The sequence below is a fragment of the Bacillus sp. FSL L8-0193 genome (assembly GCF_037976065.1).
Taxonomy (GTDB): domain Bacteria; phylum Bacillota; class Bacilli; order Bacillales; family Bacillaceae; genus Bacillus; species Bacillus paralicheniformis.
The window spans coordinates 1,710,687-1,737,358 of the sequence record NZ_CP150261.1 but is presented as its reverse complement, the minus strand read 5'-3'; the positions used below and the strand labels follow the sequence as shown (position 1 = coordinate 1,737,358).

Below are 26,672 nucleotides of genomic sequence, written 5' to 3'. Positions count from 1 at the left end.
ACTTGTTTCCCCCTACTTTGTGTTTAAATTCCTCCGCCTTGTTCATGGACGGAGCTGTGCTCTTTTTTGACTGCTCTCATCAGGCTGATCGTCCCGACAGATGCCAGAAGGACGCTTGTGACGACGATGAGAGCATAATAGTCTCCTTTTAATAAAAGGCTGACCAGCATATAAGACAAGCTTAATGAAAGGAACGGCGAGACGACCCATACTTTCAGCATCGTTTTGACCACTTGTTTATGAAAGACATTGCCGCCGTTTTTTGCCATTCCCATCCCTATAATAGAAGATGATGTGACTTGCGCAAGCGGAACCGGCAAACCGAAAATCGAACTGATGATGACAAGCCCGGCTCCTGTTCCGGAAAGGATGATCCCCTCTCCTTTTGAAAATTTCGTTATTTTTTTGCCGTTTGTTTCAAGAACGCGCCTGCCCAGTAAAAGGGCGCCCAGCGCGACAAACAGTCCGCCGTAGAGCGTTCCTTCCCCGACTGTCAAAACATGCGCCGCCACCAGAGGTCCGACAGCATTTGCGACATTGTTCATGCCTGCTGAGAAGGCTTCAAAAAACCCGGTGATCAACAGAATGACCGCCAAAACCTTTGCTTTCTTTCCCGAGGCTGGACGTTTGATCGTTTTTTTCATGATGTTTGCCATCGCAAATGTAAAGGTAAAAGCGACGATTGGTACAACGACCCAAAATGAGACGATGACAAGCAAAGATTTCACATATAAAACCTGGTAAGCAACACCTACTCCGACAACAGATCCGACCGTCACTTCACTTGTCGAAAGCGGGATGCCGAGTACATTTGCGATAAAGAGCGACAGTGCCGCCGAGCCGATAATAATGCAGACGATTTCAAGCGAAATCACCCGTTCGGGAATGATGCCTGAGCTGATCGTTTTCACGACGTTTCCTCCGCCGATGACGGCGCCCGAGAGAACGCCTGCTGCACAGATTATTAGTGCGTGAAACTTCTTTTTGACGGCTTCAGATCCATAGGCGATTCCCATTGAAGCAGCTGCACCGCTCGCTCCGATATTCATCGCAAAAAACATGCTAAATAAAATGGCGGCAAGTTCCATGACTCATCTCCTTACTCGTGTAATCCGCATTCTGTTTTAGCCGATCCGTTCCAGCGGCCTGATCGAAGATCATCCATTGTAAAGGCCGGAGAGGTGCACGGAGCGCAGCCGATGCTCGGGTAGCCTTGATCATGAAGCGGATTATACGGGAGATCGTGCTTTGTCACATATCTCCAAATATCCTTCCACGTCCAATGAATGAGCGGACAAACTTTGATAGACTTGAATTTTTCATCTTTGTTCAAAAAATTCGTTTTGCTCCGCCCGGGCGATTGCTCGCGGCGCAGGCCCGACAGCCACGCCGGGTAGCCTGAAAGCGTCTCGCGGAGAGGAATGACCTTCCTCATTTCACAGCAGGAATTCGGAGCGGTCTTCCATAGTTCGTCCCCATATTCTTTCGCCTGCTCTTCGACGGTAAGCTCCGGTGTTTTCATGATAATCTGAAGGCCTGGATATCGTTCTTTGACAGCGTCGATCGTTTCATACGTTTCTTTAAAATGAAATCCCGTATCAAGGAAAACGATGACCGCATCTTTTTTCACCTTATAAATCAAATCGATCAGGACGATTCCCTCAATTCCGAAGCTGCACGCATATACAAGCTGATTTCCGTAATGTCCGTACGCCCATTTCAAGACGGACAGCGCTCCTTTATAAGAGTCATCTTCCTGAAAAGAGATATTTGGTTCTTCCCATGTGCTGTAAGTAAAAATTTTCGGTTCCCCCTTTTTTCGCCAACAAAAAAACGGCTTCCAGCAGAAAAAAACTGTGAAAACCGCCTCTAGTTTGTCTAGTCAGCTATTTCAATCTTATTTTTTCATTTTTTTCGATTTGAATGACTTTGCCGTCCTGAACAACGAATGTGATCGATCCGTAATTCATGTCTTTCAGCATGTCTTTCATTTTGATGATCACCTTTTCAAGCTGTTCATCTGTCTTCACTTCTAGCTCCTCCTCTGCCCCTAAAAATTAAAATCTTTCTTCCAAATTTGAAAGAAAGACGAGGAACTCCGCTATTCCTTATCTCTCAAAATGAGGGCATTTTGCTGGAAGTAGCACCTTACGCTTCACACGCAGGTTGCCGGGTTTCATCGGACCAGTCCCTCCACCGCTCTTGATAAGTTTGCTTTTGTTATTTTAAAATTTTAGCACAATTCGAACAAAAGTCAACCCGACTTTTTTTATAGGATTAATAAAAAATAAAAATAATCCGATTTTACTATTTTTAAATCTGCAAAAAGACGCAAAAAAAGCCGTTCTCCCATTAGGAGAATACGGCTTTTTTCATTAATCCATCCAAGACTTGCTTTCAGGATCCGCCTTCCATTCTTTCAGTTTGGCGGCATCCTGTTCGCTGATATATCCGCCGGCAAGCGCAGCCTCTGTCAATGTATCGTAATCAGTCAGCGTGCGGTATTCAACGCCCGCTTCGCTGAAGGCGGCGGCGGCTTTAGGAAGCCCGTAAGTGAAAATGGCGGCGACACCGAGCACTTCACATCCCGCCTCTGTGAGAGCGGCTGCCGCTTCAAGGACGCTTCCTCCCGTTGAAATTAAATCTTCAATTACAACGACTTTTTGTCCTTTTACAACAGCGCCTTCAATTTGGTTTCCTTTGCCGTGCGCCTTCGGTTTGCTTCTGACGTAGCACATCGGCAGGCTCAGCCTGTCGGCGGCAAGCGCGGCATGGGGGATTCCCGCAGTTGCCGTACCGGCGATCATTTCGGCTCCGGGAAACTTGTCTTGAATCAGTCCGGCAAGCCCTGAAGCTATATCATCCCTTACTTCCGGATATGAAAGCGTCAAACGATTGTCGCAGTAGATGGGCGACAAGATGCCGCTCGCCCATGTAAACGGCTCGTTCGGGCGCAGGAAAACCGCTTTGATTCTTAATAAATGGTTTGCAATGTCTGTTTTCATGCCTTGGTTCCCTCCCACTCATGTCCTATTCTTCTGTAGGCTGACACAGGATCTTCCGCCTGTGTAATCGAACGGCCGACAACGATCGCCGACACGCCTTTTTCCCTTGCGTAGCCAGGCGTCGCCACCCGGACCTGGTCGTTGTTTTTGTCATCCGCCATGCGAATTCCGGGTGTCACGGTCAGAAAATCTAAAGACGCGGCCCGGTAAATGTGTTCGGCTTCATGGACGGAGCAGACGACACCGTCAAGTCCGCTTTCTTTAGCCAACTTGCTGTAGTGAACAACTGTATCGAGAAGCGGCGTTTCAATCAGCAGCTCTTGCTGAAGCATTTCTGAAGAGGTGCTTGTCAGCTGGGTCACAGCAATTAATGAAGGGCGTTTTCGGCCTGCCGGAGTCCCCGCTTCAAGGCCTTCAAGCGCCGACTCCATCATTTGCTTTCCACCTGCTGCGTGCACATTGACAAGGCTGACGCCTAACCCCGCCAGCCTTTTCATCGCCTTGTATACGGTCGTTGGAATGTCGTGGCATTTTAGATCAAGGAAAATGCGGCAGCCGCGCTCCTGTAACTTTTCAAGGATGGCCGGCCCTTCCTGATAAAAAAGCTCCATGCCCACCTTCACGAAAAGCTCTTCTCCATGAAACCGGTCCAAAAACGCATATGTTTCCTGTGCTGATGCAAAATCAAGCGCGATGATGGGCGGCGTATGTTTCATCCTTCCAGCTCCTTCCGATACACTCGTTCAACGAACGGTATCCGTATTTTTCTAAAACGCGCGGCAAATCGGCAATGATTTCGGGACAAACAAACGGATTAACAAAGTTTGCGGTGCCGACGGCGACTGCGCTCGCACCCGCCAGCAAAAACTCAAGCACATCTTCCGCTGACTGGACACCGCCCATGCCGATGATCGGAATGCTGACTTTTTGGCTGACTTCATGCACCATTCTGATGGCCACCGGTTTAACAGCAGGGCCTGATAATCCGCCGGTTTTGTTCGCCAAGATCGGCTTTCCCGTTTTTAAGTCGAGCCGCATCCCGATCAGGGTGTTGATCATCGTCAAACCGTCCGCTCCCGCTTCTTCTATGGCAAGAGCGATGTCGGTAATATTCGCGACATTCGGCGACAGCTTCACATAGACGGGAACGCTCGCAACCTCTTTCACCGCTTTCGTCAGCTCACTGGCCATTTCCGGCTGCGTACCAAAGGCGATCCCTCCCGTTTTCACGTTAGGACAGGAAATATTCAGCTCGAGCGCATGAACATTCGGCGCTTTGCTGATTTCTTCAGCCACTTCAACATAATCGTCGATCTGCGAGCCGGCGACATTGGCGATAATCGGTGTATCGAACTGTTCGAGCCACGGCAATTCGTGTTCCATGACAGCCTCTAAACCCGGATTTTGCAGACCGATGGCATTAAGCATGCCGGCTTGCGTCTCGGCGACGCGCGGCGTCGGATTCCCGAAGCGCGGTTCGCTCGTCGTCGCTTTAATCATGATCGCACCGAGACGTGAAAGATCGTAAAAGTTCGCAAATTCTCTCCCGAATCCGAAGCAGCCTGAAGCCGGCATGATCGGATTTTTCAATTGAAGGCCCGGCAAATTGACTTCTAGCATCATAACAGCACCTCCTGGGCTTTGAAAACAGGACCGTCAAGGCATACCTTCACATAAGATGTTTCGCTTTCTTCCGTATGGCAGACACAGGCAAAGCAAGCGCCGATCCCGCATCCCATGCGCTCTTCCATTGACAGATAAACCTCTTTATCCGGATAGCGCTGTTTTAAAGCTTTCAGCATCGGCGTCGGTCCGCAGGCCATTATGCAGTCAAACTGAAGCCCCTCGTTTTCAATGACATCTGTAACAAATCCCTTTGAACCTCGGGTGCCGTCTGCGGTTGCCACATACACACGCCCGAAACGGCTGAATTCCTGTTCGTAAAAGACGTCTTTTGCAGAAGCAAATCCTAACACATGGATCGCGTGCACCCCTCTATTTGTCAGCTGTTTGCTCAGCTCGTAAAGCGGCGGAACACCGATCCCCCCTCCGACAAGAAGAGCCGTTTTCCCCGGTTCAAGCGATTCAGCCGGAAAACCGTTGCCGAGCGGACCAAGGACATCGATCTGATCTCCTTCCTGTTTTAAAGACAGGAGACTCGTGCCTTCCCCATCCTTGCGAAAGATGATGGTCACCTGCCGGGCAGCTCTGTTGATGTCGGCGATGCTGATCGGCCGCCTCAAAAGCGGCGTGAGGGAATCTGAGACCTTGATGTGAAGAAACTGGCCGGGAGCGCCGCAAACTTCGGCAATCTCCCCTTCCAGTACCATTTGATAAATATGATCCGCGATACACTTGTTTGAACGGACTGTCATATACCCTTTTCTCATCTGACGGCCGCCTTTTGCTCAATTCTAATCGCCGGCATATGATCGGCGCGGAAGCTCATGCTTTCAAGCACCCGCAAAATCGCTTCCGCCGTATCAAGGGATGTCAGGCAGGCAACGCCGTTTTCAACGGATTCGCGTCTGATTCTGAAGCCGTCCCTTGCCGGCTGCTTCCCTTTTGTCAGCGTATTGACGACGAACTGCGCTTCCCCGTTTCGAATGACATCAAGGAGATTTGTGCCTTCTTCGCCGATTTTCCCGACGGTTTTAACAGGTACGGATGCGTCTCTTAAATAGCCGGCCGTTCCTTCCGTAGCCAATATTTTATAGCCGATCGCATGGAACCGCTTGGCGATCAATAGACCTTCCTCTTTATCTTTATCAGCAACTGTCAGGAGAACAGAGCCGTAATTCGGAATTTGGATGCCTGAAGCGATCAGTCCTTTGTACAGCGCTTTTTCCAAAGTACTGTCTTTGCCCATGACTTCCCCGGTCGATTTCATTTCCGGTCCGAGCGTGATATCCACTCTCCTCAGCTTTGCAAACGAGAAGACCGGCACTTTCACATATACGCCTTCCTGCTCTTTTTGAAGGCCTTCAGTATAGCCCATATCGGCAAGCTTCCCGCCGAGAATCACTTTTGTTGCGAGATTGGCCATCGGAATGCCGGTGATTTTGCTGAGAAACGGCACCGTGCGGCTCGATCTCGGGTTGACTTCAAGGACGTAAACCTCATCTTTTGAAAGGACAAACTGAATGTTGAGCAGGCCGACGATGTTTAAGCCTTTTGCAAGCTTAATCGTGTATGCTTCAATCTTTTTCTTGATGTCCTCTGAAAGGGATTGCGGCGGGTAAACGGCAATCGAATCCCCTGAGTGGACGCCGGCCCGTTCAATGTGCTCCATAATCCCCGGAATGACGACCGTTTCACCGTCAGAAATCGCATCCACTTCAATTTCCTTTCCGGTCAAATATTTATCGATCAAGACAGGGTGCTGCGGATTGATTTTCACTGCATTCTTCATATAATGGAGAAGCTCTGTTTCATGGTAGACGATCTCCATCGCACGCCCCCCAAGTACATACGATGGGCGGACAAGCACCGGATAGCCGATGTTGGCTGCGATTTCAACAGCGCCTTCCACAGATGTCGCCGTTTTTCCGAGCGGCTGAGGCACATGCAGCGTTTCAAGCGTCTGTTCGAACTTGTCGCGGTCCTCGGCGCGGTCCAAATCCTCAAGGGATGTTCCAAGAATGGCGACGCCCCGCTCCGCGAGCTCGTCGGCAAGGTTGATCGCAGTCTGTCCGCCAAACTGAACGACGACGCCTTTCGGCTGCTCCAAATCGATGATATGCATGACATCTTCAACAGTAAGCGGCTCAAAGTAGAGCTTGTCGGAGATGCTGAAGTCTGTTGAAACCGTCTCAGGATTGTTGTTAATAATGATTGCTTCATAGCCGGCTTCTTTGATCGCCCAAACCGAATGCACAGTCGCATAATCGAATTCGACCCCCTGGCCGATCCGGATCGGGCCGGAGCCAAGAACGATAACGCTGTTTTTGTCTGTTCTGACCGATTCGTTTTCCTCTTCATATGTGCTGTAGAAATAAGGTGTCTCCGATTCAAATTCGGCCGCACATGTATCAACCATTTTATAAACAGGCGTGATGCCTGTTTCTTTTCTAAGATCATAAAGCTTTCTTTCAGGCATCTCCCAGAGAAGGCTGATGAAGCGGTCTGAAAAACCGAGCTCTTTCGCTTCTTTCAAAAGACCCAGGTCACCGCGCCCGGCTTTCAGCTTTTCTTCAAAGCGAATGATTCCCTCAAGCTTGTGCAGGAAGAACAGGTCAATTGCCGAAAATTCGTGGAGATCGCTGACCGTGTATCCTCTTCTAAACGCTTCGGCCAAGTAAAAGAGACGTTCGTCTCCCGCTTTTTTAATCCGTTTTTCAAGCACTTCATTCGAGATCTCACCGGCATCTTTCAGCTCCAGGTGATAGACATCCGCTTCAAGAGAACGGACCGCTTTCAGGAGAGATTCCTCCCACGTTCTTCCGATCGCCATCACTTCGCCTGTCGCTTTCATCTGCGTGCCGAGCTTGCGGTTTGCCGATTCGAATTTATCAAACGGCCAGCGCGGTATTTTTGAAACGACATAGTCGAGTGCAGGTTCGAAAGACGCGTACGTTTTTCCTGTCACAGGATTCATCATTTCGTCAAGAGACAAACCGACGGCAATTTTAGCGGCAAGCTTTGCGATCGGATAGCCAGTCGCTTTTGAGGCAAGCGCTGATGAACGGCTGACCCGCGGGTTTACCTCGATGATGTAGTACTGAAAGCTGTCCGGGTCAAGCGCCAGCTGAACATTACAGCCGCCTTCGATTTCAAGCGCGCGGATGATTTTCAGCGATACATTGCGAAGCATTTGGTATTCGCGGTCGCTCAGCGTCTGGCTCGGCGCTACAACGATGCTGTCCCCGGTATGAATCCCGACCGGATCGATGTTTTCCATATTGCAGACGACGATCGCGTGATCGCTCGAGTCTCTCATGACTTCATACTCGATTTCTTTGTAGCCGGCGATGCTCTTTTCAAGCAGACATTGGTGAACCGGGCTCATTTTTAAGCCGTTTTCAACAATTTCCTTCAGCTCGTCTTCGTTTGAGCAGATGCCTCCGCCTGTTCCGCCGAGCGTGTATGCCGGCCGGACGATGACGGGGAAGCCGATGCGCTCGACGAACTCGCGCGCTTCCTCGAGCGAGTGGATAATCTCGCTTTCCGGAACCGGTTCATTCAACTCATTCATCAGGCTTCTGAACAAGTCGCGGTCCTCCGCTTGTTGGATCGCAGCCAATTTCGTGCCGAGCACTTCAACACCGCACTCAGCCAGGATGCCGTGCTCGGACAGTTCGACCGCCAAGTTGAGGCCCGTCTGCCCGCCCAATGTCGGCAAAATGGCGTCCGGCCGCTCTTTGCGGATGATACGTGTTAAGAATTCAAGCGTCAGCGGTTCGATATATACGCGGTCGGCCATTTCCGTATCCGTCATGATCGTCGCCGGATTCGAGTTGACGAGAATGACTTCATAGCCTTCTTCTTTTAAAGCGAGGCAGGCCTGTGTACCCGCATAATCAAATTCCGCCGCCTGCCCGATAATAATCGGCCCTGATCCGATCACCAAAATCTTTTTGATATCTACGCGTTTAGGCATACCGCTTCCCCTTCTTTCTCTGTGGTTTCAATCATGTGTAAAAATTGATCAAATAAATGGTTGGCGTCTTCCGGTCCCGGTGAAGCTTCCGGATGGTATTGAACCGTGAAAGCCGGTTCGTGTTTATGTTTAAGCCCTTCGATTGTGTCGTCATTAATCGCCACATGCGTCACTTCAAGCGGCGTGTTTTCAACGGTCGATACGGTATAGCCGTGGTTTTGAGCCGTAATTGATACTCTTCCGGTTGCAAGCTCTTTAACCGGATGGTTGGAACCGCGGTGTCCGAATTTCATTTTCGCCGTCTTTGCTCCGCAGGCGAGGGCAAACAGCTGATGGCCGAGACAGATGCCGAACAATGGAACCTTGCCGAGAATGTTTTGAATCATGGCAATTGCTTCGGGTACGTCCGTTGGATCTCCGGGTCCGTTTGACAGCATTACGCCGTCAGGCTTCAGCTGCATCACTTCTTCTGCCGTTACATTGTGAGGAACGACGATCACATCGCATTTGCGCTTGTTCAGCTCTCTTAAGATGCCGTGCTTCATTCCGAAATCGACAAGCACGATTCGCTTCCCCCTCCCAGGGCTCGGATATGCCGTTTTTGTTGAAACTTGGCTGACCTGATCGGTCGGAAGGTTCGTTTCTTTCAGCTTTTGAACCAAAGCCTCAGCATCTTCTTTCGGGCCGGCAAAAACCCCTTTCAGCGTACCTGCCGTTCTGATCATTCTTGTCAGCTTTCTCGTGTCAATTCCCGAGAGTCCCGGGATGTTTTTCATTTTTAAATATTCATCAAGGGTATAAGCAGAGCGCCAGTTTGACGGAAGTTGACATAACTCTTTTACGATAAACCCTTTCACATAAGGGGTGATAGATTCAAAGTCGTCTCTGTTGATTCCGTAGTTCCCGATCAGCGGGTAGGTCAGTGTGACAATTTGTCCGCAGTATGACGGGTCTGAGAGGATTTCTTGATAGCCTGTCATCCCCGTGTTGAAGACGACTTCTCCCATGGTGTTTTCCAGGCTGCCGAAAGCTTCCCCTTCAAAAATTGTTCCGTTTTCTAGTACAAGACGTCTTTTCATTTTACAAGTCTCCCCTCTTGGTAAACGAGTTTTCCCTTTGCCATTGTCATAACCGGCCAGCCGAAGCAGCTGATGCCGTCAAACGGCGTGTTTTTCCCTTTAGAAAGAAAGGTGTTTTTATCAATTTTTTCTTCGCGTTCAAGATCTATCAGCGTAATATCCGCGGACCGCCCGGCTTCAAGCTTACCGTAAGGAAGTCCGAACGCCTCGCAAGGTTTGACCGTCATATAATCGAGGAGCTGTTTCAGCGTCCAGTTTCCCGTTTTGACAAAGTGCGTATAAAGAAGCGGAAAAGCCGTCTCCAAGCCGACAATCCCAAATGGCGCCAGGCTCATTGTCTGTTGTTTTTCATCTTCTGTATGAGGGGCATGATCCGTAGCGATAAAATCGATTGTTCCGTCTGTAAGCCCCTCAAGGAGCGCTTCTCTGTCTTCCGGACTTCTGAGCGGCGGATTCATTTTATAATTTGTATCAAGACCGGGAATGTCGCTGTCTGAAAGGAGCAGATGGTGAGGCGTCACTTCCGCTGTCACACGGATTCCCGCTTTTTTGGCGTCGCGGACGACCCTGACCGATTCCTTCGTGCTGATATGACAGACATGGTAATGGCAGCCTGCCGCTTCGGCCAGAAGAACGTCCCTTGCGATGTGAACGGCTTCGCATATCGAAGGAATCCCGTTTAAACCGTTGGCTTTGGCAAATTTCCCATCGTGGACACTGCCGCCGTAGATCAGTGAATTGTCTTCACAGTGGGCAACAATTGCTTTATCGATCGAAGCCGCTTTTTTCATCGCTTCATACATCATCCCCGCCGTTTGAACGCCGACGCCGTCATCAGTAAACGCAAACGCACCTGCGTCTTTCAGCCCTTCGAAGTCGGTCATTTCCTGACCTGTTTGTCTGATGGTGATGGAAGCGTACGGCAGCACTCTGACAGATGCCGTTTCGTCAATGCGGTTGACGAGCCACTCCATCTGCTCTTTCGTATCGGGGACAGGCCGCGTATTCGGCATTGCGGCGACAGTTGTAAACCCGCCTCTTGCCGCGGCTTTTGCACCTGTTTCGATCGTTTCTTTCTTCTCGCCGCCCGGCTCTCTGAAGTGAACGTGAAGGTCAACAAGCCCCGGCGAGACGAAAAGCCCATCCGCATTGATGACCGTTTCTCCCAAAGCGGCCTCAAGGCTTCCGATTTCGCTGATTGCATCGCCTTCAACCCTGATGTCGCACTGTACTTTTTCACCTTTTTCGTCGAGTATGAAGCCGTTTTTAATTAAATAAGACATAAGCCTGATCTCCCCTTTTTTTGTTTTCGCCGTTTAGAAGCGCTCTTTTTAAAACCGCCATTCTGATATATACACCGTTTTCCATTTGTTTGAAAATTCTCGACTGAGTGGATTCGACCAGCGCACTGTCAATCTCGACGCCTCTGTTAACAGGCGCAGGATGCATGATGACCGCGTCTTTTTTCAGGAGCTCCGCCCGCTTCAGCGACAGTCCAAAAGTTTCAAGATAATCGCGTTCTGCCGCCTTTTTCTCATGACGTTCGTGCTGAATTCGGAGAAGCATCACGACATCCGAACTTGCGACCGCTTCATCAGGCGACACATATGTCCCGTAAGGATTGTTGTCATCCCGCCATTCTTCCGGACCTGAGAAAAGAACCTTTGCTCCGAGCCTTGTCAGCACTTCGGCATTCGATCTTGCCACTCTGCTGTGTTTGATATCTCCGTGTATGGATACCGTCAGTCCGGCAAATCCGCCCCATTCCTCGTAAATCGTCAGCAAATCGAGCAAAGATTGAGTGGGATGCTGACCGCAGCCGTCTCCGGCATTGATCACCGGAATGCCGACATGTCCGATAAGTTCATCGTAATAATGATCCTGAGAGTGTCTGATCACACATACATCAGCGCCGATGGATTCGAGTGTCTTGACGGTATCGTACAACGATTCTCCTTTTTGTACGCTTGTTGAAACACCGTCCAGGTTCAGCACATTCATGCCGAGTTTCTTTTCAGCCACTTCGAAGCTGAAGCGCGTTCTTGTGCTCGGTTCAAAAAACAGATTGGCAGCAAACTTTCCGGAGAGGACGGAATCGAATTTCCTTTTTTTCAGCTCTCTCGCCTCTTCAATCAGCTCGTGAATATCCTCAAGACTAAGCTCATTCATTGCGGTCAAGTGTTTCATTTTTTCTCCCCCTCAGGCTTTAATTTCCTGTAAAAAAACCCCAAGCCACAACGGCTTGGGGTACAGTGAACCAGAGAATGCGCTTTTTTGCACTTCTCTCTCCGTAACCCTTTCAAGCCTCTCTGGACTTCATTTAAAAGGTTTTTAAATATGCTCTTCTATTTCAATCCCGTCCTGATCTCCCTTTGATTCAGGCAGGACAAGGTTTAAAACCACTCCGACGATCGCTGCAAGCGCCATGCTTGACAGCTCGAACCCTGAGATTTTGATAAATGCGCCGCCCACTCCGATGACGAGAATGACGGATGAGATGATCAGGTTTCGCTTATTTTCCAAGTCAATTTTGTTATCAATCAGCATGCGCAGTCCGCTTGATGCGATGATACCGAACAGCAGGAAGGAAACGCCTCCCATGACTGCAGAAGGGACAGAGCTGATCAGGGCCGAAATTTTGCCGATAAACCCGAAGCACAGTGCAATAACAGCCGCTCCGCCGATGACAAATACGCTGAATACTCTTGTGATGGCGAGTACGCCGATGTTTTCTCCGTAGGTCGTTGTCGGCGGTCCGCCGATGCATGATGCCAGCATCGTTGCGACACTGTCGCCGAAAATCGAGCGGTGAAGCCCGGGCTTCTTAATGAAATCCTGACCGACGACTTTGCTTAATACCATTTGGTGGCCGATATGTTCTGACATTGTCACGAAAGCAACGGGCACCATGGCGATTCCGATTCCGACAGCCGCCGCGCTCGGCGTATAGTCGACAAACGGAATGACGAAATCTGGAACAGCAAACCATTTGGCGTCAAGGACCATCTGGAAGTCGACGATGCCTTGGGTCAGGGCGAACAAGTATCCGCCGATAATTCCGATCAAGACAGGAATCAGGCTGAAAAATCCTCTTAAGAAAATCGCGCAGATTATGGTGAGCGCGAGTGTGAATCCTGCGACGCCAAAATGTTTGGCGCTGTAGACGAGCACTTTTGCTCCCGAATCTTCATACATGGCCATATTGACAGCCGTGCTTGCCAGCCCGAGTCCGATGACGATAATGACCGGACCGACGACAACAGGCGGCAGGAGCCTCATCAGCCAGTCCGTTCCCAGCTGCTGGATGAGCAGGGCGATCAGCCCGTAGGCGATGCCTGCCATAAATGCGCCGATCATGGCCGCCCCAGGGCCTCCGGCGGCTTTTGCCGCGATAATCGGGGCAATAAATGCAAAGGATGAACCTAAGTAAGCCGGGATCTGTCCTTTTGTAATCAAGAGATATGCAAGCGTTCCTAGCCCGCTCGTTATAAGGGCCACGCCTGGGCTTAAGCCTACAAGCTTTGGCACGAGGATCGTCGCTCCGAACATGGCAAACAGATGCTGCAGGCTGAAAGTTAGCCAATTCAAAGGTTTTGGTACTTCTCTGACACCAAGGTTCACTTTTTTCTGACTCATATTTTTTCCTCCTGATGGTTGACTCACTGTCTATGATGTCTTTATATCCTGAAAAGATTGTGCCCATTAAAAAAGCCTCTTTGCTTAAATTGCGCAAAGAGGCAGACAAAGATCCGCCGCATGGTGAGGCGGCATCTTTCGTTCTATCCCTCTTTGCAAACTCACTGGAATGCATTTAAAAAAGGATTGTCATTCACTTTTTATAAATCGCCGCAAGGTCGCGTCCGTCAACTTCTTCCAATTGAACCATGACCTTTTCGGTTTTCGATGTCGGGATGTTTTTCCCGATATAGTCGGCTCTGATCGGCAGCTCTCTGTGGCCGCGGTCGACAAGCACCGCGAGCTGGATGGATGAAGGCCGCCCGACATCGACGAGCGCATCCATGGCCGCTCTGACTGTCCGTCCCGTGTAAAGCACATCATCGACGACGATCACCTTTTGATCGGTGATGTCCGCCGGAATGTCCGCTCCTTTGACAAGCGGCTCTTCATTAGACGTTTTTTTGGAGAGATCATCCCTGTAAAGGGTGATGTCGAGCTCTCCTACGGTGACTTTGTTTCCTTCGATTTGCTCAATCCGTTCGGCAAGCCGTTTGGCCAGATAGATGCCTCTCGTTTTGATTCCGACAAGGATACAGTTGTTCATTCCTTTGTTTCGTTCAATCATTTCGTGGGCGATTCTTGTCAGCGCCCTTCTGATCGCCTGTTCGTCAAGCACAACAGCCTTTTCTTGTTCCTGCATGGCCAGCACCCCGCATCTTTTAAAGGATAAAACAAAAACCCCTTCTGCATAAAGGCAGAGAGGGGTCTTGAAACGAATTCATTGATTCGCTTGTCCGGTATCCTTCTCAGCCTCTCTGGACTGTGTTAAAGAATCTGATTTAACTGCATTTATTATTTCAAAAAAGAAAACGTCTGTCAACGTTTATTTCGAATTTTGTCGAGGAGATTTTTCATGTCATCAGGCAGAGGCGCCTCAAATTCAACATATTCTCCGGTACGCGGATGGTCAAATCCCAATACGCCCGCATGCAGCACCTGGCCGTTGAAATCGACCGTCTTTTTCGGGCCGTATTTCGGATCTCCCGCCAGAGGAAAACCGATATATTTCATATGCACGCGAATTTGATGGGTTCGCCCCGTTTCAAGCTGGCATTTAACAACAGTGAAATCGTCGAACCGTTCGATCACTTCAAAATGAGTGACGGCATGCTTTCCATTTTCCCTTGTGACCGTCATACTCTGCCTGTCTTTTTTATCCCTGCCGATCGGCGCGTCGATCGTCCCGTGGTCATGCGGGATGACGCCGTGGACAAGCGCGGTGTATTTTCTCGTCACCGTTTTGTTGACAAGCTGATTCACGAGCGATTCATGCGCCATGTCGTTTTTGGCAACCATCAACAGACCTGAAGTGTCCTTATCAATCCGGTGGACGATGCCCGGCCTCATCACGCCGTTGATGCCTGACAGATCGTCACAATGCGCCATCAAACCGTTGACAAGCGTCCCCGTCAGATGGCCGGGAGCCGGATGAACCACCATTCCGCGCGGCTTGTTGACGACAAGAACGTCCTGATCCTCATAATAAATATCAAGATCCATCGGTTCAGCCGTGACATCAAGCGGTTCCGGTTCTGGAACATGGACTGACACCGCATCCCCATCCTGAACTTTATAATTGGCTTTGACCGCATTTCCGTTAACCAGCACGCGGTCTTCTTTAATCCACTGCTGCACCTGAGTCCGCGACCAATCCGCTTCAACTGCGGTCAAGTACTTGTCAATCCGTTCACCTTTATGTTCTTCATGAACGGTCATATCATAATGCTCCATGTTACAGCTCCTTCTTCTTCTTTCCGTCTAACAGCATTTGTATAAATAAGAGCAGGACACCGACGCATAAAGATGAATCGGCAATGTTGAAAATCGGATAATGATAATTGACGATCGTCACGTGTATAAAATCGACAACTTCTTGCCTGAACACGCGGTCGATAAAATTGCCGACAGCACCGCCAAGCATCAATCCGAGAGCGGTTCCGAGCAGGATTTGTCCTTTGGCATGTTTTTGAATGTAGTAAACAATGCCGATGATAACCGCCGTGGTAATGATGTAAAAAAACCACATCTGTCCGGCCAAAATGCCCCATGCTGCGCCTGTATTTCTGTGCGACGTAATTTGAAAGAAACCGTCGATGACGGGAATGCTTTCACCGTACTCCATTTTGCTGACGACCAGCCATTTTGTAAATTGATCGATACCGATAATGAGCACTGCAATTATGTAATAAGGCACAAACCGTTCCTCCAGTTTCTGTTTCTCTTCATTTAAGCATTTTAACAAGAAAAAGAAAAGGAGTAAAGGAATATTCATTGACATCCTGCAAGAGGGCAAAAGCCCTCCCCTCTTGCAGAATGTTATGAGTAGAGCGCCCGGTTGAACGTCTCATCCGTCTCAGCCCAAATAGGAAGCGTCTTTTTTTCAAACTGGGCATGATATAAAAAATCGTTCGCGGTGCGCGCCGTCGGCAGAATAGCCATTTTTTCCAGCGGAATTGCCTGATTCGTTTCTTCGCAAATGCCGTATGTTCCGTTTTCGATTTTTGAAAGGGCCAAAAGCACGTCCTGCAGCTCTTCTTTGACATGATACATAAGTGTTACCTGCTGATACGAATTGATGCCTTGAGAATCCTGCTGAAAAAAGGAGTATTCAAAAAGCCTTGCTTCCAGTTCTTCCTTCATTTGAAGAAGTTCGGTATGAATTGCCGCCAGCTGATCGTTCACGCCTACATCAACTCCTGCTCTTATCGTTTGTGACCTTAGTGTTACCGACAAAGCCGGTATCCAAGCCCAAAAGATTTTTCCTGACGTACAAAACGATGTCAGCAATGGCATCCTTTCTCCGGACTTTCACAGGATGTGCGTTCAGACAGGACGCCTGGGCAGGCCTGATAAGGTTTGGCGGCATATTAAAAGCGGTTCGGAAAAACTCCGAACCGCTTCGTGGTTAATTTTGATAATACGTCTTCACAATTCCGGCACAGCGAGGGCAAAGCTCCGGATGATCGGCATCCTGGCCGATTTCTTTGGAAACCATGCGACACCGCTCACAAGTTTCGCCTTCTGCCTGAGCAACGACGATTTTTCCTGTGTCAAACGTCTGCGCACCTTCAGGCGCTTCGGCTTCCGTTCCGCCGATGAGAAGCTCTGACACGATGAACAGCTGTTTGACGTCTTCCTTGATCGAAGAAAGCAGCGCTTTTGCTTCTTCATTTGGATACAGCGTCAAGCTCGCAACCGAAGATTTTCCGATGATCTTTTCATTACGCGCTGTTTCAAGCGCTTTAAGAACATCGCCGCGAAGCTTCATGAAGCTGTCGAACTTCTCTTCCGTCTCTTTTGCATTTGGAATGTCTCTTGTTTCCGGCATATCGGTAAGCTGCACGCTTTTTTCCGATACGAATGTGAAGTGGCTCCACATTTCGTCAGCAGTATGCGGCAGGATCGGTGCGATCAGCTTGACAAGCCCGAGCAACGTTTCGTAAAAAACGGTCTGCATGCTGCGGCGGTCTTTATGATCGGCGTGTTCAATATAAACGACGTCTTTGGCAAAATCCATATAGAATGAGCTGAGCTCGATCGCGCAGAAGTTGTGGACAGCATGGTAAATGACCGCAAAATCATATTCTTCATATGCTTTTTTGACTTTTTCAATAAGGCTGTTCAGCTTGATCAAAATGTACTGATCGACTTCGCGAAGTTCTTCCACAGCGATTGCATCTTTCGCCGGGTCAAAATCAGCAATGTTTCCGTGAAGAAAACGGAACGTGTTGCGGATCTTCCGGTACACTTCTGCGACTTGCTTTAAGATCGCGTCAGATACGCGGACATCTGCTTGATAGTCGACAGATGCGACCCACAGTCTTAAAATATCGGCCCCGAACTGATTCATGATTTTTGCCGGAACAACGACATTGCCGAGTGATTTGCTCATCTTGCGGCCTTCTCCATCAAGGGCAAAACCGTGTGACAGCACGCCTTTATATGGTGCTTTACCCGTTACGGCAACGGCTGTCGAAATCGATGAGTTAAACCAGCCGCGGTATTGGTCAGATCCTTCCAGATACAAGTCCGCAGGTCTTACAAGATCATCGCGCTCTTCCAGTACGGCCTGATGTGACGAACCTGAATCAAACCAGACATCCATGATGTCCTGTTCCTTTGTGAACTTGCCGTTCGGACTTCCCGGATGCGTAAAGCCTTCCGGAAGCAGTTCATTCGCTTCTTTTTCAAACCAAATGTTCGAACCGTGCTCCCTGAATAGTTCAGAAACGTGGTCGATCGTTTCATCCGTGATGATCGGCTCCCCATTTTCGGCATAAAATACCGGAATCGGCACGCCCCATGCGCGCTGTCTTGAGATACACCAGTCGCCGCGGTCGCGTATCATATTGTAGAGGCGCGTTTCGCCCCATTCAGGCACCCATTTTGTTTCTTTCACCGCGTCAAGAAGCTCGTCTCTAAAGTCTTTGATAGAAGCGAACCATTGGGAGGTCGCGCGGAAAATAGTCGGTTTTTTCGTTCTCCAGTCGTGCGGATAGGAGTGGGTGATGAAATCGAGTTTCAGCAAAGCGCCTTTTTCTTCGAGCTGTTCTGTAATCGGTTTGTTGGCCTGATCGTAAAACAGTCCTTCAAAACCAGGGGCTTCGCTCGTCATATGTCCTTTTTCATCAACCGGGCAAAGCACGTCAAGTCCGTATTTCTGACCGATGATAAAGTCGTCTTCACCGTGTCCCGGAGCAGTATGAACACAGCCTGTACCGGCATCTGTTGTTACGTGTTCACCGAGCATGACAAGCGAATCTCTGCCGTATAAAGGATGAACCGCGACGATATGTTCCAGGTCTTTCCCTTTAACAGTTTGAACGACTTCATGATCTTCAAAGCCGATCGCTTTTGCCACGCTTTCAATCAATGCGCTTGCCATCACATAGCGCGCGCCTCCGGCAGCAACGACGCTGTACTCCAATTCAGGGTGTACGGCGATGCCGAGGTTGGCCGGGATCGTCCACGGCGTTGTCGTCCAAATGACGATTTTTTCGCCGTTTGTTAATACACCTTTTCCATCTTTCACATCGAATGCAACATAGATAGACGGCGAGCGTTTATCATGGTATTCGATTTCAGCTTCAGCCAGAGCGGATTCGCTTGAAGGGGACCAGTAAACCGGCTTCTTCCCTTTGTAAATATAGCCTTTTTTCGCCATTTCGCCGAATACTTTAATTTGCTGCGCTTCAAACTCCGGCTTAAGGGTCACGTATGGGTTTTCCCAATCTCCTCTGACACCGAGGCGCTTAAATTGCGTTTTTTGTCCTTCGATTTGCTGCCATGCGTATTCTTCGCAAAGCTTGCGGAATTCGGCTACCGTCATTTCTTTGCGCTTCACTTTTTTGTTTTTCGTGAGCGCTGTTTCAATCGGCAGGCCGTGTGTATCCCAGCCCGGAACATACGGTGCATGATAGCCGCTCATCGATCTCGAACGGACGATGAAGTCCTTCAGTACTTTGTTGAGCGCATGGCCCATATGAATATCGCCGTTCGCATACGGAGGTCCGTCATGAAGCACGAACATCGGCCGGCCTTCGGTTCGTTTCTGAACGAGGCTGTAAATGTCCATATCTTCCCATTTTCCCTGGATTTCAGGTTCACGGTTCGGCAGGTTTCCTCTCATCGGAAAATCTGTTTTCGGCATTAAGAGCGTATCTTTATAATCCATTACTATTCCTCCAAAACATCTTTTCTAAAACAAAAAAAGCCTTTTCATCCCATAAGGGACGAGAAGGCTTTGATCTCGCGGTACCACCCTTTTAGACAAGCCGATTCGGCTTATCCGCTCAAACATCGTAACGTGATGGGACGTCCTTTCCTACTGGACGGTTCAGAAAGGAAACTTGAGGGCTGATTCACAACGATTCCAACAATCCCGGGCTTACACCGCCCCCGGGTCGCTTTCATTGTTTTCAGAAATCAATGTCTGTCCCTCTCAAACGTTTTTCACTCAATTTATGAACGTATTATATGCGAACGGATGACGATATGTCAAGAACGCAAATGAAATTCTATTCTTTTTCATCCATGACGGCGTCTACTTCGTATTCAAGCAAATGATCCCAGTCGTCGTTTTTCAACAGGTCAAGCTGCGCTTCGATCAACATTTGGAAACGGGTTCTGAACACTTTTGACTGCTTTTTCAGCTCTTCGATTTCCATCGCGATCTTTCTCGATTTTGAAAGAGACTCATTAATGATCCGGTCAGCGTTTTTCTCAGCTTCACGAATGATGAGCTTCGCTTCTTTCTCGGAATTGCGCTTTACGTCTTCGGCTGCTTCCTGTGCGACAAGGATCGATTTATTCAACGTCTCTTCGATCGTCGAAAAATGGCCGAGACGCTCGTCAAGCTCGTTCACCTTTGATTCAAGCTCATTTTTTTTGCGCAGAATGATCTCATAATCCTTTCTCACCTGGGCCAGGAACTCGTTCACTTCATCTTCGTCATAGCCGCGGAACGCTTTTGTAAATGTTTTATTATGAATGTCATTTGGCGTCAAAGGCATGCTGCCCACCTCCATTATTTTTCTTTATGTACACTTGTCCTAGTCAACATTATAAAGCAAAATTCGACCGGGCGGAGAAAAAACTGTTAAAACGCGTCATTTTTGTTTTTCAAACGTCAATCTCCATTTGCCCTTCTTCGTTTTGCCGTCAATGTTTTTCATCCTGAACCGGCCAAACCCCCGGATCGAAACCATATCCCCTTCCGCCAGTGCATATGAAGGGTCTTCAATGACTTTCCAGTTCACTTTCACGAGGCCATTTTTCACGAGAACCTGTGCTTTTTGCCGGGATTGCCTGCTCATTGCCGAGCAAATCGCATCAAGCCTCAAAGATGAAACCGTATCATCCCTTATTTCGACATCCTGCTCCGGTACTTTAAGCTTAGAAAGCGGAATTTTTTCAAGGGAAACTTTCACCTTGCCGATTTGTGTCAGCTGGGTGAAAACAAAATCAGCGACTTCTTCCGAACAGATAAACTGCCATGTCCCGTCCGAAAAGATCAGGTCGCCGAACTTTTGGCGCCTCAATCCGATGCCCATCAATGAGCCGAGAAGCTCGCGATGCTCGATGGAGGCGAATTTTTGCGGATAGATGACTTCCCAGCCCTGAAGCTGAAAATCTTCGGCAGACGGCTCGGCATATTCAGGGAATAGTAAAGCCCTCTTTCGTTCGGCCTCAGGGAAGCCCCCGAAAAATTCAAGCCTCACTTCGTCCGACTGACCGATGACAGATTGCAGGATCACCTGTTCCCGCGGGTCCAAAAAATCGGTCAGCTTCATCCGGTACTGTTCCGCCACGATTCTTTTCCACTCAAGAGCCTGGTCGATAAACGGCTCTTCGTCTTTTCTGAAATGCTGGTAAATATCGCTCATTGTCTTTCCTTTCTATGTAAAGAGGCCTGGCCTACAGCCAAGCCCGATACTCGGCCCGCAAAGATTGAAGGCACGCTCCTGAACCACGGCGCCGCTGCCTGCGGTAAGTCTTACGGGAGATCGGCATAATGTCTTTAAAAAGCGCCGAGCATTCTGAAAACCGCAAGAAGCCCTGCATCTGCGAACCGCAGGATGAAAATCGCCACGAGCGGAGAAATATCAATCATCCCGAGCGGAGGAATAATCCTTCTGAACGGTTCGAGATAAGGCTCGCAAAGTGAAGCAAGCACCCGGCCGAATGAAGACTCCCTTGCATTAGGCACCCAAGACATAAAAATGTAAATAATGAGCGCAAACGAATAGACGGTTATAAGCGTGCTTAAAATTTGATAAAGTAGGATCATCTGCGATTTACCACCTCTGATGTTCTTCTTCTATGAGCTCGGAAATCGTGCCGGAGACATCGACGTTTTCAGGCGTGCATAAAAAGATGTCCGCTCCGATCCGCTGAATATCGCCGCCGAGAGCATATACAGTTCCGCTCAAGAAATCAACGATTCTTTTCGCCTGATCGTGCTGAATGCGCTGCAGGTTCACGACGACGGCGCGCCGGTTTTTGATATGGTCTGCGATTTCCTGGGCTTCCGCGTACACCCGAGGCTCACTTAACACTACTTTAGAAGATTTCTGAACGCTTTGCAAACTTACGACATTCTGCTTCCCAGCCGCTTTAGACTGGTAGGCGGTTCTGTCTTTCGATTCATGCTCTTCAGGGATTTCCTCCCTGTCTGTTTCAATGTACTCGTATTCGTATTCCTCATCATCCAAGGAAAAAAAGTTTTTAAATTTGTTTTTCAAACTCATGATTGTCCACCTCCAGTTTCATTTCCGACTAAGGAAGATCCGATTCTGACGAATGTCGCGCCTTCCTCGACTGCGATCGTATAGTCGTTAGACATCCCCATCGAAAGCTCGCTGCACGGGGCGTTCCATTGACCGAGCCCGCGAACCTCGTCGCGCAGCTCTCTCAGCAAGCGAAAACAGCTTCTGATTGCCGTCTCGTCATCCGTAAAAGGAGCCATCGTCATTAATCCCGCAATCCGGATGTTTTCATATGCAGACAGTTTTTTTACAAAAGAAAGAACCTCTTCTTTTGCCATGCCGTGTTTTGAAGATTCAAGAGATGTGTTGACCTGAACAAAACAGTCAATCGGTTTTTTTGCCCTCTTCTGAATCTCGTCGGCCAATGAAAGCCTGTCTAAAGAATGGATATATGAGACATGATCGATGATTGCTTTTACCTTTCTCGTCTGCAGGGTTCCGATAAAATGCCATACCGGTTCGCTGTCTTTCAGAGCGTCGAGCTTGTGAAGCAGTCCGGTATCGCGGTTTTCTCCCAAATGTCTGATTCCTGCATCAAGCGCTGCCTGCGCCCGTTCCGGGGAAACATATTTCGTGACAGCGATGACGGATATTTCGTCGGGCGTTCTTCCCGCTTTGATACACGCTTCGTTGATCCTGTCATTTATATGTCGTAAATTGCTTTTCACATCCACCTGTAAGCTATACCTCCTTTAATCCGATGAAGGACATCATCCGTCCGGTTTTTCCCCGGTCTCTCCGATGGGAGAAAAACAGTGAATGCTCGCAGCTCGTACAAAGGGAACTCACCTTGATCTGGCCGTTTGGAATTCCGGCGTGTACAAGCAGCTGCCTGTTCACTTCTTTTAATTCGAGACGGTACTCCCCTTCTTTTATCGTCAAAAAGGCTTTGTCTTCTCGCTGAAGAGGAAGATTCCTGATTTTGTCTATTACATGATCGTCGACAGTGTAGCAGCACGAGCCGATCGCAGGCCCGATCACGGCGTGGATGTCTGCGGGATTTGATCCTTCCCGGCTGACCCACGTGTCAACCATGCTGGCTGCGATCCCGAGCGCGGTGCCTTTCCAGCCCGCGTGAGCGATTCCGGCCAGCGAGCGGACCGGATCGTAAAAATAAACAGGAACGCAGTCGGCAAAGCAAAGCGCCAAAAACAGGTTTGGCCTGTCTGTATAAAGTCCGTCCGTAGCCTTCAGCGCCGTATCGTATCGGAAAGCGCCGCTGGCGCGATCGCTATCCGTCACTTTTTGAATCCGGTCTTCATGCGTCTGATCGGCAAATACCCAGTCGTGCAGATCGGTTTTTAAGTTGTCGGCAATCTGTTTTCTGTTATTGATGACATGCTGTTCATGATCCTGAACGTGCAGCCCTGTATTCAGTGAGTGAAAAGGCGGTTCGCTTTCTCCGCCGTTTTTTGTCGTAAATCCGGCTGTGACGGCTCCGCCGGTTTCCGCCGTCTGATTCCATTCCTCAATCAAAAGCATTGACGGAGCATCAAGACGAAAGGGGTTATATGTATTCATGGTGATCAGCCTTTCGACAAACATCGTAGTCTTTCATCATATCGCTCCTATTTTAACACATCTTGATGCATTCGTTTAGTTTCGTTTCAAAAAACTAAACGAAATGTATTGTTTGCAACATTTATCGCCGTTTTTGCAGACGGTCTCACCGTATACAATAATGTTGAAAAAGCAGGCGGATAAGGGCCCGCCGATTGATCAGGCATCATCTCATATGCTTGATCAGCTTAAACGCACAAGAATCACATCTTCTCCAATTTTAACAATATTTCGCCACGGAATGACGATTTCCTCTTCTTTTCCGAAAAATCCGAAAACTTTCCCCGTTCCTCCGATGACAATCGCCTGTATTTTGCCTGTCGTTACATTAATATCGATATCGCCGATGCTGCCGAGCTTTTTCCCGTTTGATACGTTAACGACATCTTTTATCTGGAAATCAGAAATGTTCATCATGTCCACCGCACGCCTCCTCTGATCAAATGTCCTTTTAGATTATATGAAAGGCAGTCCTTTATTTAGACTGCCTTTTCAGTGGTTTATTTCGTTTTTTTCCTGCCGGCTAAAATGTCGAGATGGACGGTCGTAACAGCGGATTCTTTCTTTAAAAAGGCTTTGATCCGCTCCTTTTCTGCGCGCCATGATAATGGCGTCATCTTGATGAGCGGCGCGAGAAGGCTTTGGTCTAAACGTTTGCTGTAGGCGATCTCCGTTCTGTCGATCAGATCGAAATGAGACGAGAACCGCTCAGCCGCATCCTCGCTCGTATAGGCTTGTTTGTCCAAGCCGTCATACAAAAACCCCCGCAGTTCTTTCAGATAGCCGCTTTTCGGAATCACTTTCAAAACGATGCCGTCATCAGATAACAGCCGCTCGAATTCCGCGTAATTAGAAGGCGACAATATATTGAGGATCGCGTCGAATGAACGATTCCGAAACGGCGCGGCAGCCAGATCGGCGACACACCAGATCGCCTCTCTTTCTTGCTTAGTCGCAGACACAATCCCGGCTTTCGCCAAATCAAGCCCGACGCCAAGGACAGGCGATCCGGAACGCATTTGAAGCTTTTCAACGATCCGCGCCAAATGCGAACCTTCCCCGCAGCCGGCATCGAGGATGCTGACAAAGTTGCAAAACGGGAGGCCTGCTTGTTCGAGACGGTCTGTCAAAGCGCCGCTAAGCGGTTCAAAAAAGCCGCGGGCGGCTAACATTCTTCTCGCTTCAAATAATTCTTTATCATATTTAACAGAAGGAGCATGCGTTGTGACATTGACATATCCCCCTCTTGCGATATCAAACGTATGTCCGTTTTTACAGATCAGGCTTTTTAAATCGGTGACCGCCATATTCGTTGCGCATATCGGGCACTGAAACATCGTTTCATGCCTTTTCATGAGCGATGCTCTTTTTAATTTTTTATTCATCATTGTTACACCTCATTCATTCACATTTAGATCAATGAAAAAGGCATAGACAAATAAACCCGCACCTTCGGCATTTTTTAAAGACGAAGGTGTGGATGGTTTAAGCGTTTGTCTATACCTTTCATTATCTGTAGCGAATGAATTGAATGATCATAATGATGAACCCCTCTTTAACATGACGTTCTCTATTATCTTACCAGCTTTTTTAAGAGGATGAAAGCTGAAAAAGAGCCTCCAAACAAGGAGGCTGCCAAAGAACCAGCCGTTTTAAATGCTGAGGTTTAGAGGCTTTTTCTTGGACAAATACGGTCTGCCGTCCGTCCATACCGCCTGGACGGGCATATCGAAAAATTCGGACAAAACCTCGCCGGACATCATCTCTCTTGTCTTCCCCAATGCAAACACTTCACCTTTTTTCAGCAGCAGCGTTTGGCTGAAAGCGGGGAGAATTTCTTCCGCATGGTGAGTAACATAAAGCATGGACGGTGCACTGTCTTTTTTGGCAATTTGTTCAACCGTCTCCAGCACCTGCTCCCTCGCGATGAAATCAAGACCGGTTACAGGCTCGTCGAGAATGAGCAGCTCTGGATCGGCCATCAAGGCCCTTGAGATCAGCACCTTTTGCTTTTCTCCCTGAGAGAGCGTTTCATATCTCCTGTCCGCATAACGGATGGAGCCGAATTCCTCCAGGAGGGCGATCGCTTTCTCCCTGACAGACTGTGAAGGCGATTCATAAAGGCCGATCGAAGCGAAAGCGCCGCTTAAGACAATTTCAAATGCACTGTCTTCAGGATACAGCTTCTGCTGCAGGGCCGCTGACACAAGGCCGATTTTTTGGCGAAGCTTTTCGTTCAGCTCCGTTTTTCCAAATTCGCGCCCTAACACGGTGACTTTTCCTGTTGTCGGAAAATAATAAGCGCACAGCATGTTCAACAGAGCGGTTTTGCCGGCCCCGTTCAATCCGTATAGCGCCCAGTGCTCCCCCTTTTCCACCGTCCAATCAATATCCTTTAATATCCACTCTCCGTTTCGTTTTAGTGAAGCATTCTCAAGCTGCAAAACCATTTGAAGTCCTCCTTTTATGTAAATATTCTGATAAATTAAAATATAATTCTTTTATTATAGCTTATTTATATAACAAAGTGAATGAGAGATTTTCCATTTTTAGCATGTGAAAAGCCGCAGATTGACTGCGGCTTTAGTGAATGTTCTTATTCATTTGTTTAATGGCGGCTTTTTCCAGCCTTGAGACCTGGGCTTGGGAGATTCCGATCTCATCAGCGACTTCCATTTGCGTCTTGCCTTGGAAGAAGCGTTTTCTGAGGATCATTTTTTCCCGTTCATTCAGCCGTCTCATGCCTTCTTTTAAGGCGAGCTCTTCGATCCATTGCGAATCCTTGTTGCGCTCATCGCTGATTTGATCCATGACATAAATCGGATCTCCTCCGTCATTGTAAATCGGCTCAAACAAAGATACGGGATCTTGAATAGCGTCAAGCGCAAAAACGATTTCTTCATGGGACACTTCAAGCTCTTTCGCGATCTCCTGAGCCGTCGGCTCCCTGCTTGTCTCACTGATCAGCCGTTCTCTCACTTGCAGCGCCTTGTACGCGATATCCCTGAGTGACCGTGAGACGCGGATCGGGTTGTTATCGCGCAAATATCTGCGGATTTCTCCGATGATCATTGGTACAGCATATGTTGAAAACTTAACATTGTGGCTCAGATCAAAATTATCAATTGATTTCATTAGTCCGATGCAGCCGACTTGGAATAAGTCATCAACATACTCTCCTCTGTTGTTAAACCTTTGAATGACGCTTAAGACAAGGCGCAAATTACCGTTAACAAGCTTTTCTCTTGCTGTCGTGTCTCCTTCATCCTGCATTTGCTTGAACAACTTTCTCATCTCTTCGTTCTTCAGTACGGGCAGTTTTGATGTATCAACCCCGCAGATTTCAACTTTATTTCTCGACACTTTTTTCCCTCCCTACAGGAGCTGCTGTACAAAGTTCAGTATCTCCTCGGGTGGGAAAAAT

The 26,672-nt window shown here is 48.6% G+C and carries 27 protein-coding genes, 1 riboswitch and 1 other annotated feature; all 27 genes read right to left on the bottom strand.

What is annotated here, in order from left to right:
• Positions 1 to 23: 23 nt before the first annotated feature.
• The gene (locus MHH76_RS08770) at positions 24 to 1,088 is read right to left on the bottom strand and encodes an inorganic phosphate transporter (protein WP_020451335.1); all 1,065 of its coding nucleotides are present in this window, start codon (positions 1,086 to 1,088) and stop codon (positions 24 to 26) included.
• Positions 1,089 to 1,099: 11 nt separating this feature from the next.
• A complete protein-coding gene (locus MHH76_RS08765) occupies positions 1,100 to 1,801 on the bottom strand; it encodes a phosphoadenylyl-sulfate reductase (RefSeq protein ID WP_023857233.1) in 702 nt (233 codons plus the stop codon).
• Between the two features lie 85 nt (positions 1,802 to 1,886).
• Positions 1,887 to 2,030 (bottom strand): YezD family protein, encoded by a 144-nt coding sequence (locus tag MHH76_RS08760; RefSeq protein ID WP_003181635.1) that lies wholly within the window; start codon positions 2,028 to 2,030, stop codon positions 1,887 to 1,889.
• Positions 2,031 to 2,105: 75 nt separating this feature from the next.
• Positions 2,106 to 2,212: riboswitch (SAM riboswitch) on the bottom strand.
• Between the two features lie 163 nt (positions 2,213 to 2,375).
• Positions 2,376 to 3,005, bottom strand: a complete 630-nt coding sequence (gene pyrE, locus MHH76_RS08755) for an orotate phosphoribosyltransferase (protein WP_020451333.1) — start codon at positions 3,003 to 3,005, stop codon at positions 2,376 to 2,378.
• On the bottom strand, positions 3,002 to 3,721 hold the full coding sequence (gene pyrF, locus MHH76_RS08750) for an orotidine-5'-phosphate decarboxylase (RefSeq protein ID WP_023857234.1): 720 nt from the start codon (positions 3,719 to 3,721) through the stop codon (positions 3,002 to 3,004). Before pyrF ends, pyrE begins: the two co-directional genes overlap by 4 nt.
• On the bottom strand, positions 3,690 to 4,625 hold the full coding sequence (locus tag MHH76_RS08745; RefSeq protein ID WP_023857235.1) for a dihydroorotate dehydrogenase: 936 nt from the start codon (positions 4,623 to 4,625) through the stop codon (positions 3,690 to 3,692). Before MHH76_RS08745 ends, pyrF begins: the two co-directional genes overlap by 32 nt.
• Positions 4,625 to 5,395, bottom strand: a complete 771-nt coding sequence (locus MHH76_RS08740; RefSeq protein ID WP_023857236.1) for a dihydroorotate dehydrogenase electron transfer subunit — start codon at positions 5,393 to 5,395, stop codon at positions 4,625 to 4,627. The genes MHH76_RS08745 and MHH76_RS08740 overlap by 1 nt, the downstream gene beginning before the upstream one ends.
• Entirely contained in the window at positions 5,392 to 8,604 is a 3,213-nt protein-coding gene (gene carB, locus MHH76_RS08735; protein ID WP_020451329.1) for a carbamoyl-phosphate synthase large subunit, read from the bottom strand. Before carB ends, MHH76_RS08740 begins: the two co-directional genes overlap by 4 nt.
• Positions 8,589 to 9,683 carry a carbamoyl phosphate synthase small subunit gene (locus MHH76_RS08730; RefSeq protein ID WP_043054306.1) on the bottom strand — a complete coding sequence of 365 codons (1,095 nt, stop codon included), beginning with the start codon at positions 9,681 to 9,683 and terminating at the stop codon, positions 8,589 to 8,591. The genes carB and MHH76_RS08730 overlap by 16 nt, the downstream gene beginning before the upstream one ends.
• Positions 9,680 to 10,966: a dihydroorotase gene (locus tag MHH76_RS08725; protein WP_020451327.1), complete on the bottom strand. Its 1,287-nt coding sequence runs from the start codon at positions 10,964 to 10,966 to the stop codon at positions 9,680 to 9,682. The genes MHH76_RS08730 and MHH76_RS08725 overlap by 4 nt, the downstream gene beginning before the upstream one ends.
• The gene (locus tag MHH76_RS08720) at positions 10,950 to 11,870 is read right to left on the bottom strand and encodes an aspartate carbamoyltransferase catalytic subunit (protein WP_020451326.1); all 921 of its coding nucleotides are present in this window, start codon (positions 11,868 to 11,870) and stop codon (positions 10,950 to 10,952) included. Before MHH76_RS08720 ends, MHH76_RS08725 begins: the two co-directional genes overlap by 17 nt.
• A 144-nt stretch (positions 11,871 to 12,014) precedes the next feature.
• The gene (gene pyrP, locus MHH76_RS08715; protein ID WP_023857240.1) at positions 12,015 to 13,319 is read right to left on the bottom strand and encodes a uracil permease PyrP; all 1,305 of its coding nucleotides are present in this window, start codon (positions 13,317 to 13,319) and stop codon (positions 12,015 to 12,017) included.
• Between the two features lie 193 nt (positions 13,320 to 13,512).
• Positions 13,513 to 14,061 carry a bifunctional pyr operon transcriptional regulator/uracil phosphoribosyltransferase PyrR gene (gene pyrR, locus MHH76_RS08710; RefSeq protein WP_020451324.1) on the bottom strand — a complete coding sequence of 183 codons (549 nt, stop codon included), beginning with the start codon at positions 14,059 to 14,061 and terminating at the stop codon, positions 13,513 to 13,515.
• A 176-nt stretch (positions 14,062 to 14,237) separates the two neighbouring features.
• Positions 14,238 to 15,152, bottom strand: a complete 915-nt coding sequence (locus tag MHH76_RS08705; RefSeq protein ID WP_025811371.1) for an RluA family pseudouridine synthase — start codon at positions 15,150 to 15,152, stop codon at positions 14,238 to 14,240.
• A 1-nt stretch (position 15,153) separates the two neighbouring features.
• Positions 15,154 to 15,693, bottom strand: coding sequence for a signal peptidase II (lspA, locus tag MHH76_RS08700; RefSeq protein WP_223254792.1), 540 nt, complete (start codon positions 15,691 to 15,693; stop codon positions 15,154 to 15,156).
• A gap of 44 nt (positions 15,694 to 15,737) precedes the next feature.
• Positions 15,738 to 16,103: a hypothetical protein gene (locus MHH76_RS08695; RefSeq protein ID WP_023857244.1), complete on the bottom strand. Its 366-nt coding sequence runs from the start codon at positions 16,101 to 16,103 to the stop codon at positions 15,738 to 15,740.
• A gap of 223 nt (positions 16,104 to 16,326) precedes the next feature.
• Positions 16,327 to 19,095: an isoleucine--tRNA ligase gene (gene ileS, locus MHH76_RS08690; protein WP_020451320.1), complete on the bottom strand. Its 2,769-nt coding sequence runs from the start codon at positions 19,093 to 19,095 to the stop codon at positions 16,327 to 16,329.
• Between the two features lie 51 nt (positions 19,096 to 19,146).
• Positions 19,147 to 19,376 (bottom strand) — a binding site (T-box leader).
• Between the two features lie 62 nt (positions 19,377 to 19,438).
• Positions 19,439 to 19,933: a DivIVA domain-containing protein gene (locus MHH76_RS08685; protein ID WP_020451319.1), complete on the bottom strand. Its 495-nt coding sequence runs from the start codon at positions 19,931 to 19,933 to the stop codon at positions 19,439 to 19,441.
• A gap of 96 nt (positions 19,934 to 20,029) precedes the next feature.
• Complete coding sequence (locus MHH76_RS08680) at positions 20,030 to 20,806, bottom strand: RNA-binding protein (RefSeq protein WP_023857245.1); 777 nt, start codon at positions 20,804 to 20,806, stop codon at positions 20,030 to 20,032.
• A 134-nt stretch (positions 20,807 to 20,940) separates the two neighbouring features.
• Positions 20,941 to 21,207: a YggT family protein gene (locus tag MHH76_RS08675; RefSeq protein WP_025811370.1), complete on the bottom strand. Its 267-nt coding sequence runs from the start codon at positions 21,205 to 21,207 to the stop codon at positions 20,941 to 20,943.
• A gap of 10 nt (positions 21,208 to 21,217) precedes the next feature.
• On the bottom strand, positions 21,218 to 21,670 hold the full coding sequence (sepF, locus tag MHH76_RS08670) for a cell division protein SepF (RefSeq protein WP_003181594.1): 453 nt from the start codon (positions 21,668 to 21,670) through the stop codon (positions 21,218 to 21,220).
• A complete protein-coding gene (locus tag MHH76_RS08665; RefSeq protein WP_020451316.1) occupies positions 21,667 to 22,362 on the bottom strand; it encodes a YggS family pyridoxal phosphate-dependent enzyme in 696 nt (231 codons plus the stop codon). The genes sepF and MHH76_RS08665 overlap by 4 nt, the downstream gene beginning before the upstream one ends.
• Before the next feature lie 7 nt (positions 22,363 to 22,369).
• A complete protein-coding gene (gene pgeF, locus MHH76_RS08660; protein ID WP_023857246.1) occupies positions 22,370 to 23,209 on the bottom strand; it encodes a peptidoglycan editing factor PgeF in 840 nt (279 codons plus the stop codon).
• Between the two features lie 222 nt (positions 23,210 to 23,431).
• The gene (locus MHH76_RS08655) at positions 23,432 to 23,665 is read right to left on the bottom strand and encodes a YlmC/YmxH family sporulation protein (protein ID WP_011197962.1); all 234 of its coding nucleotides are present in this window, start codon (positions 23,663 to 23,665) and stop codon (positions 23,432 to 23,434) included.
• 83 nt (positions 23,666 to 23,748) lie between these two features.
• A complete protein-coding gene (locus MHH76_RS08650; protein WP_079289138.1) occupies positions 23,749 to 24,636 on the bottom strand; it encodes a putative RNA methyltransferase in 888 nt (295 codons plus the stop codon).
• A gap of 264 nt (positions 24,637 to 24,900) precedes the next feature.
• Positions 24,901 to 25,698, bottom strand: coding sequence for an ABC transporter ATP-binding protein (locus tag MHH76_RS08645; RefSeq protein WP_020451313.1), 798 nt, complete (start codon positions 25,696 to 25,698; stop codon positions 24,901 to 24,903).
• 133 nt (positions 25,699 to 25,831) lie between these two features.
• Positions 25,832 to 26,611, bottom strand: coding sequence for an RNA polymerase sporulation sigma factor SigG (sigG, locus tag MHH76_RS08640; protein ID WP_003181576.1), 780 nt, complete (start codon positions 26,609 to 26,611; stop codon positions 25,832 to 25,834).
• Between the last annotated feature and the right edge of the window lie 61 nt (positions 26,612 to 26,672).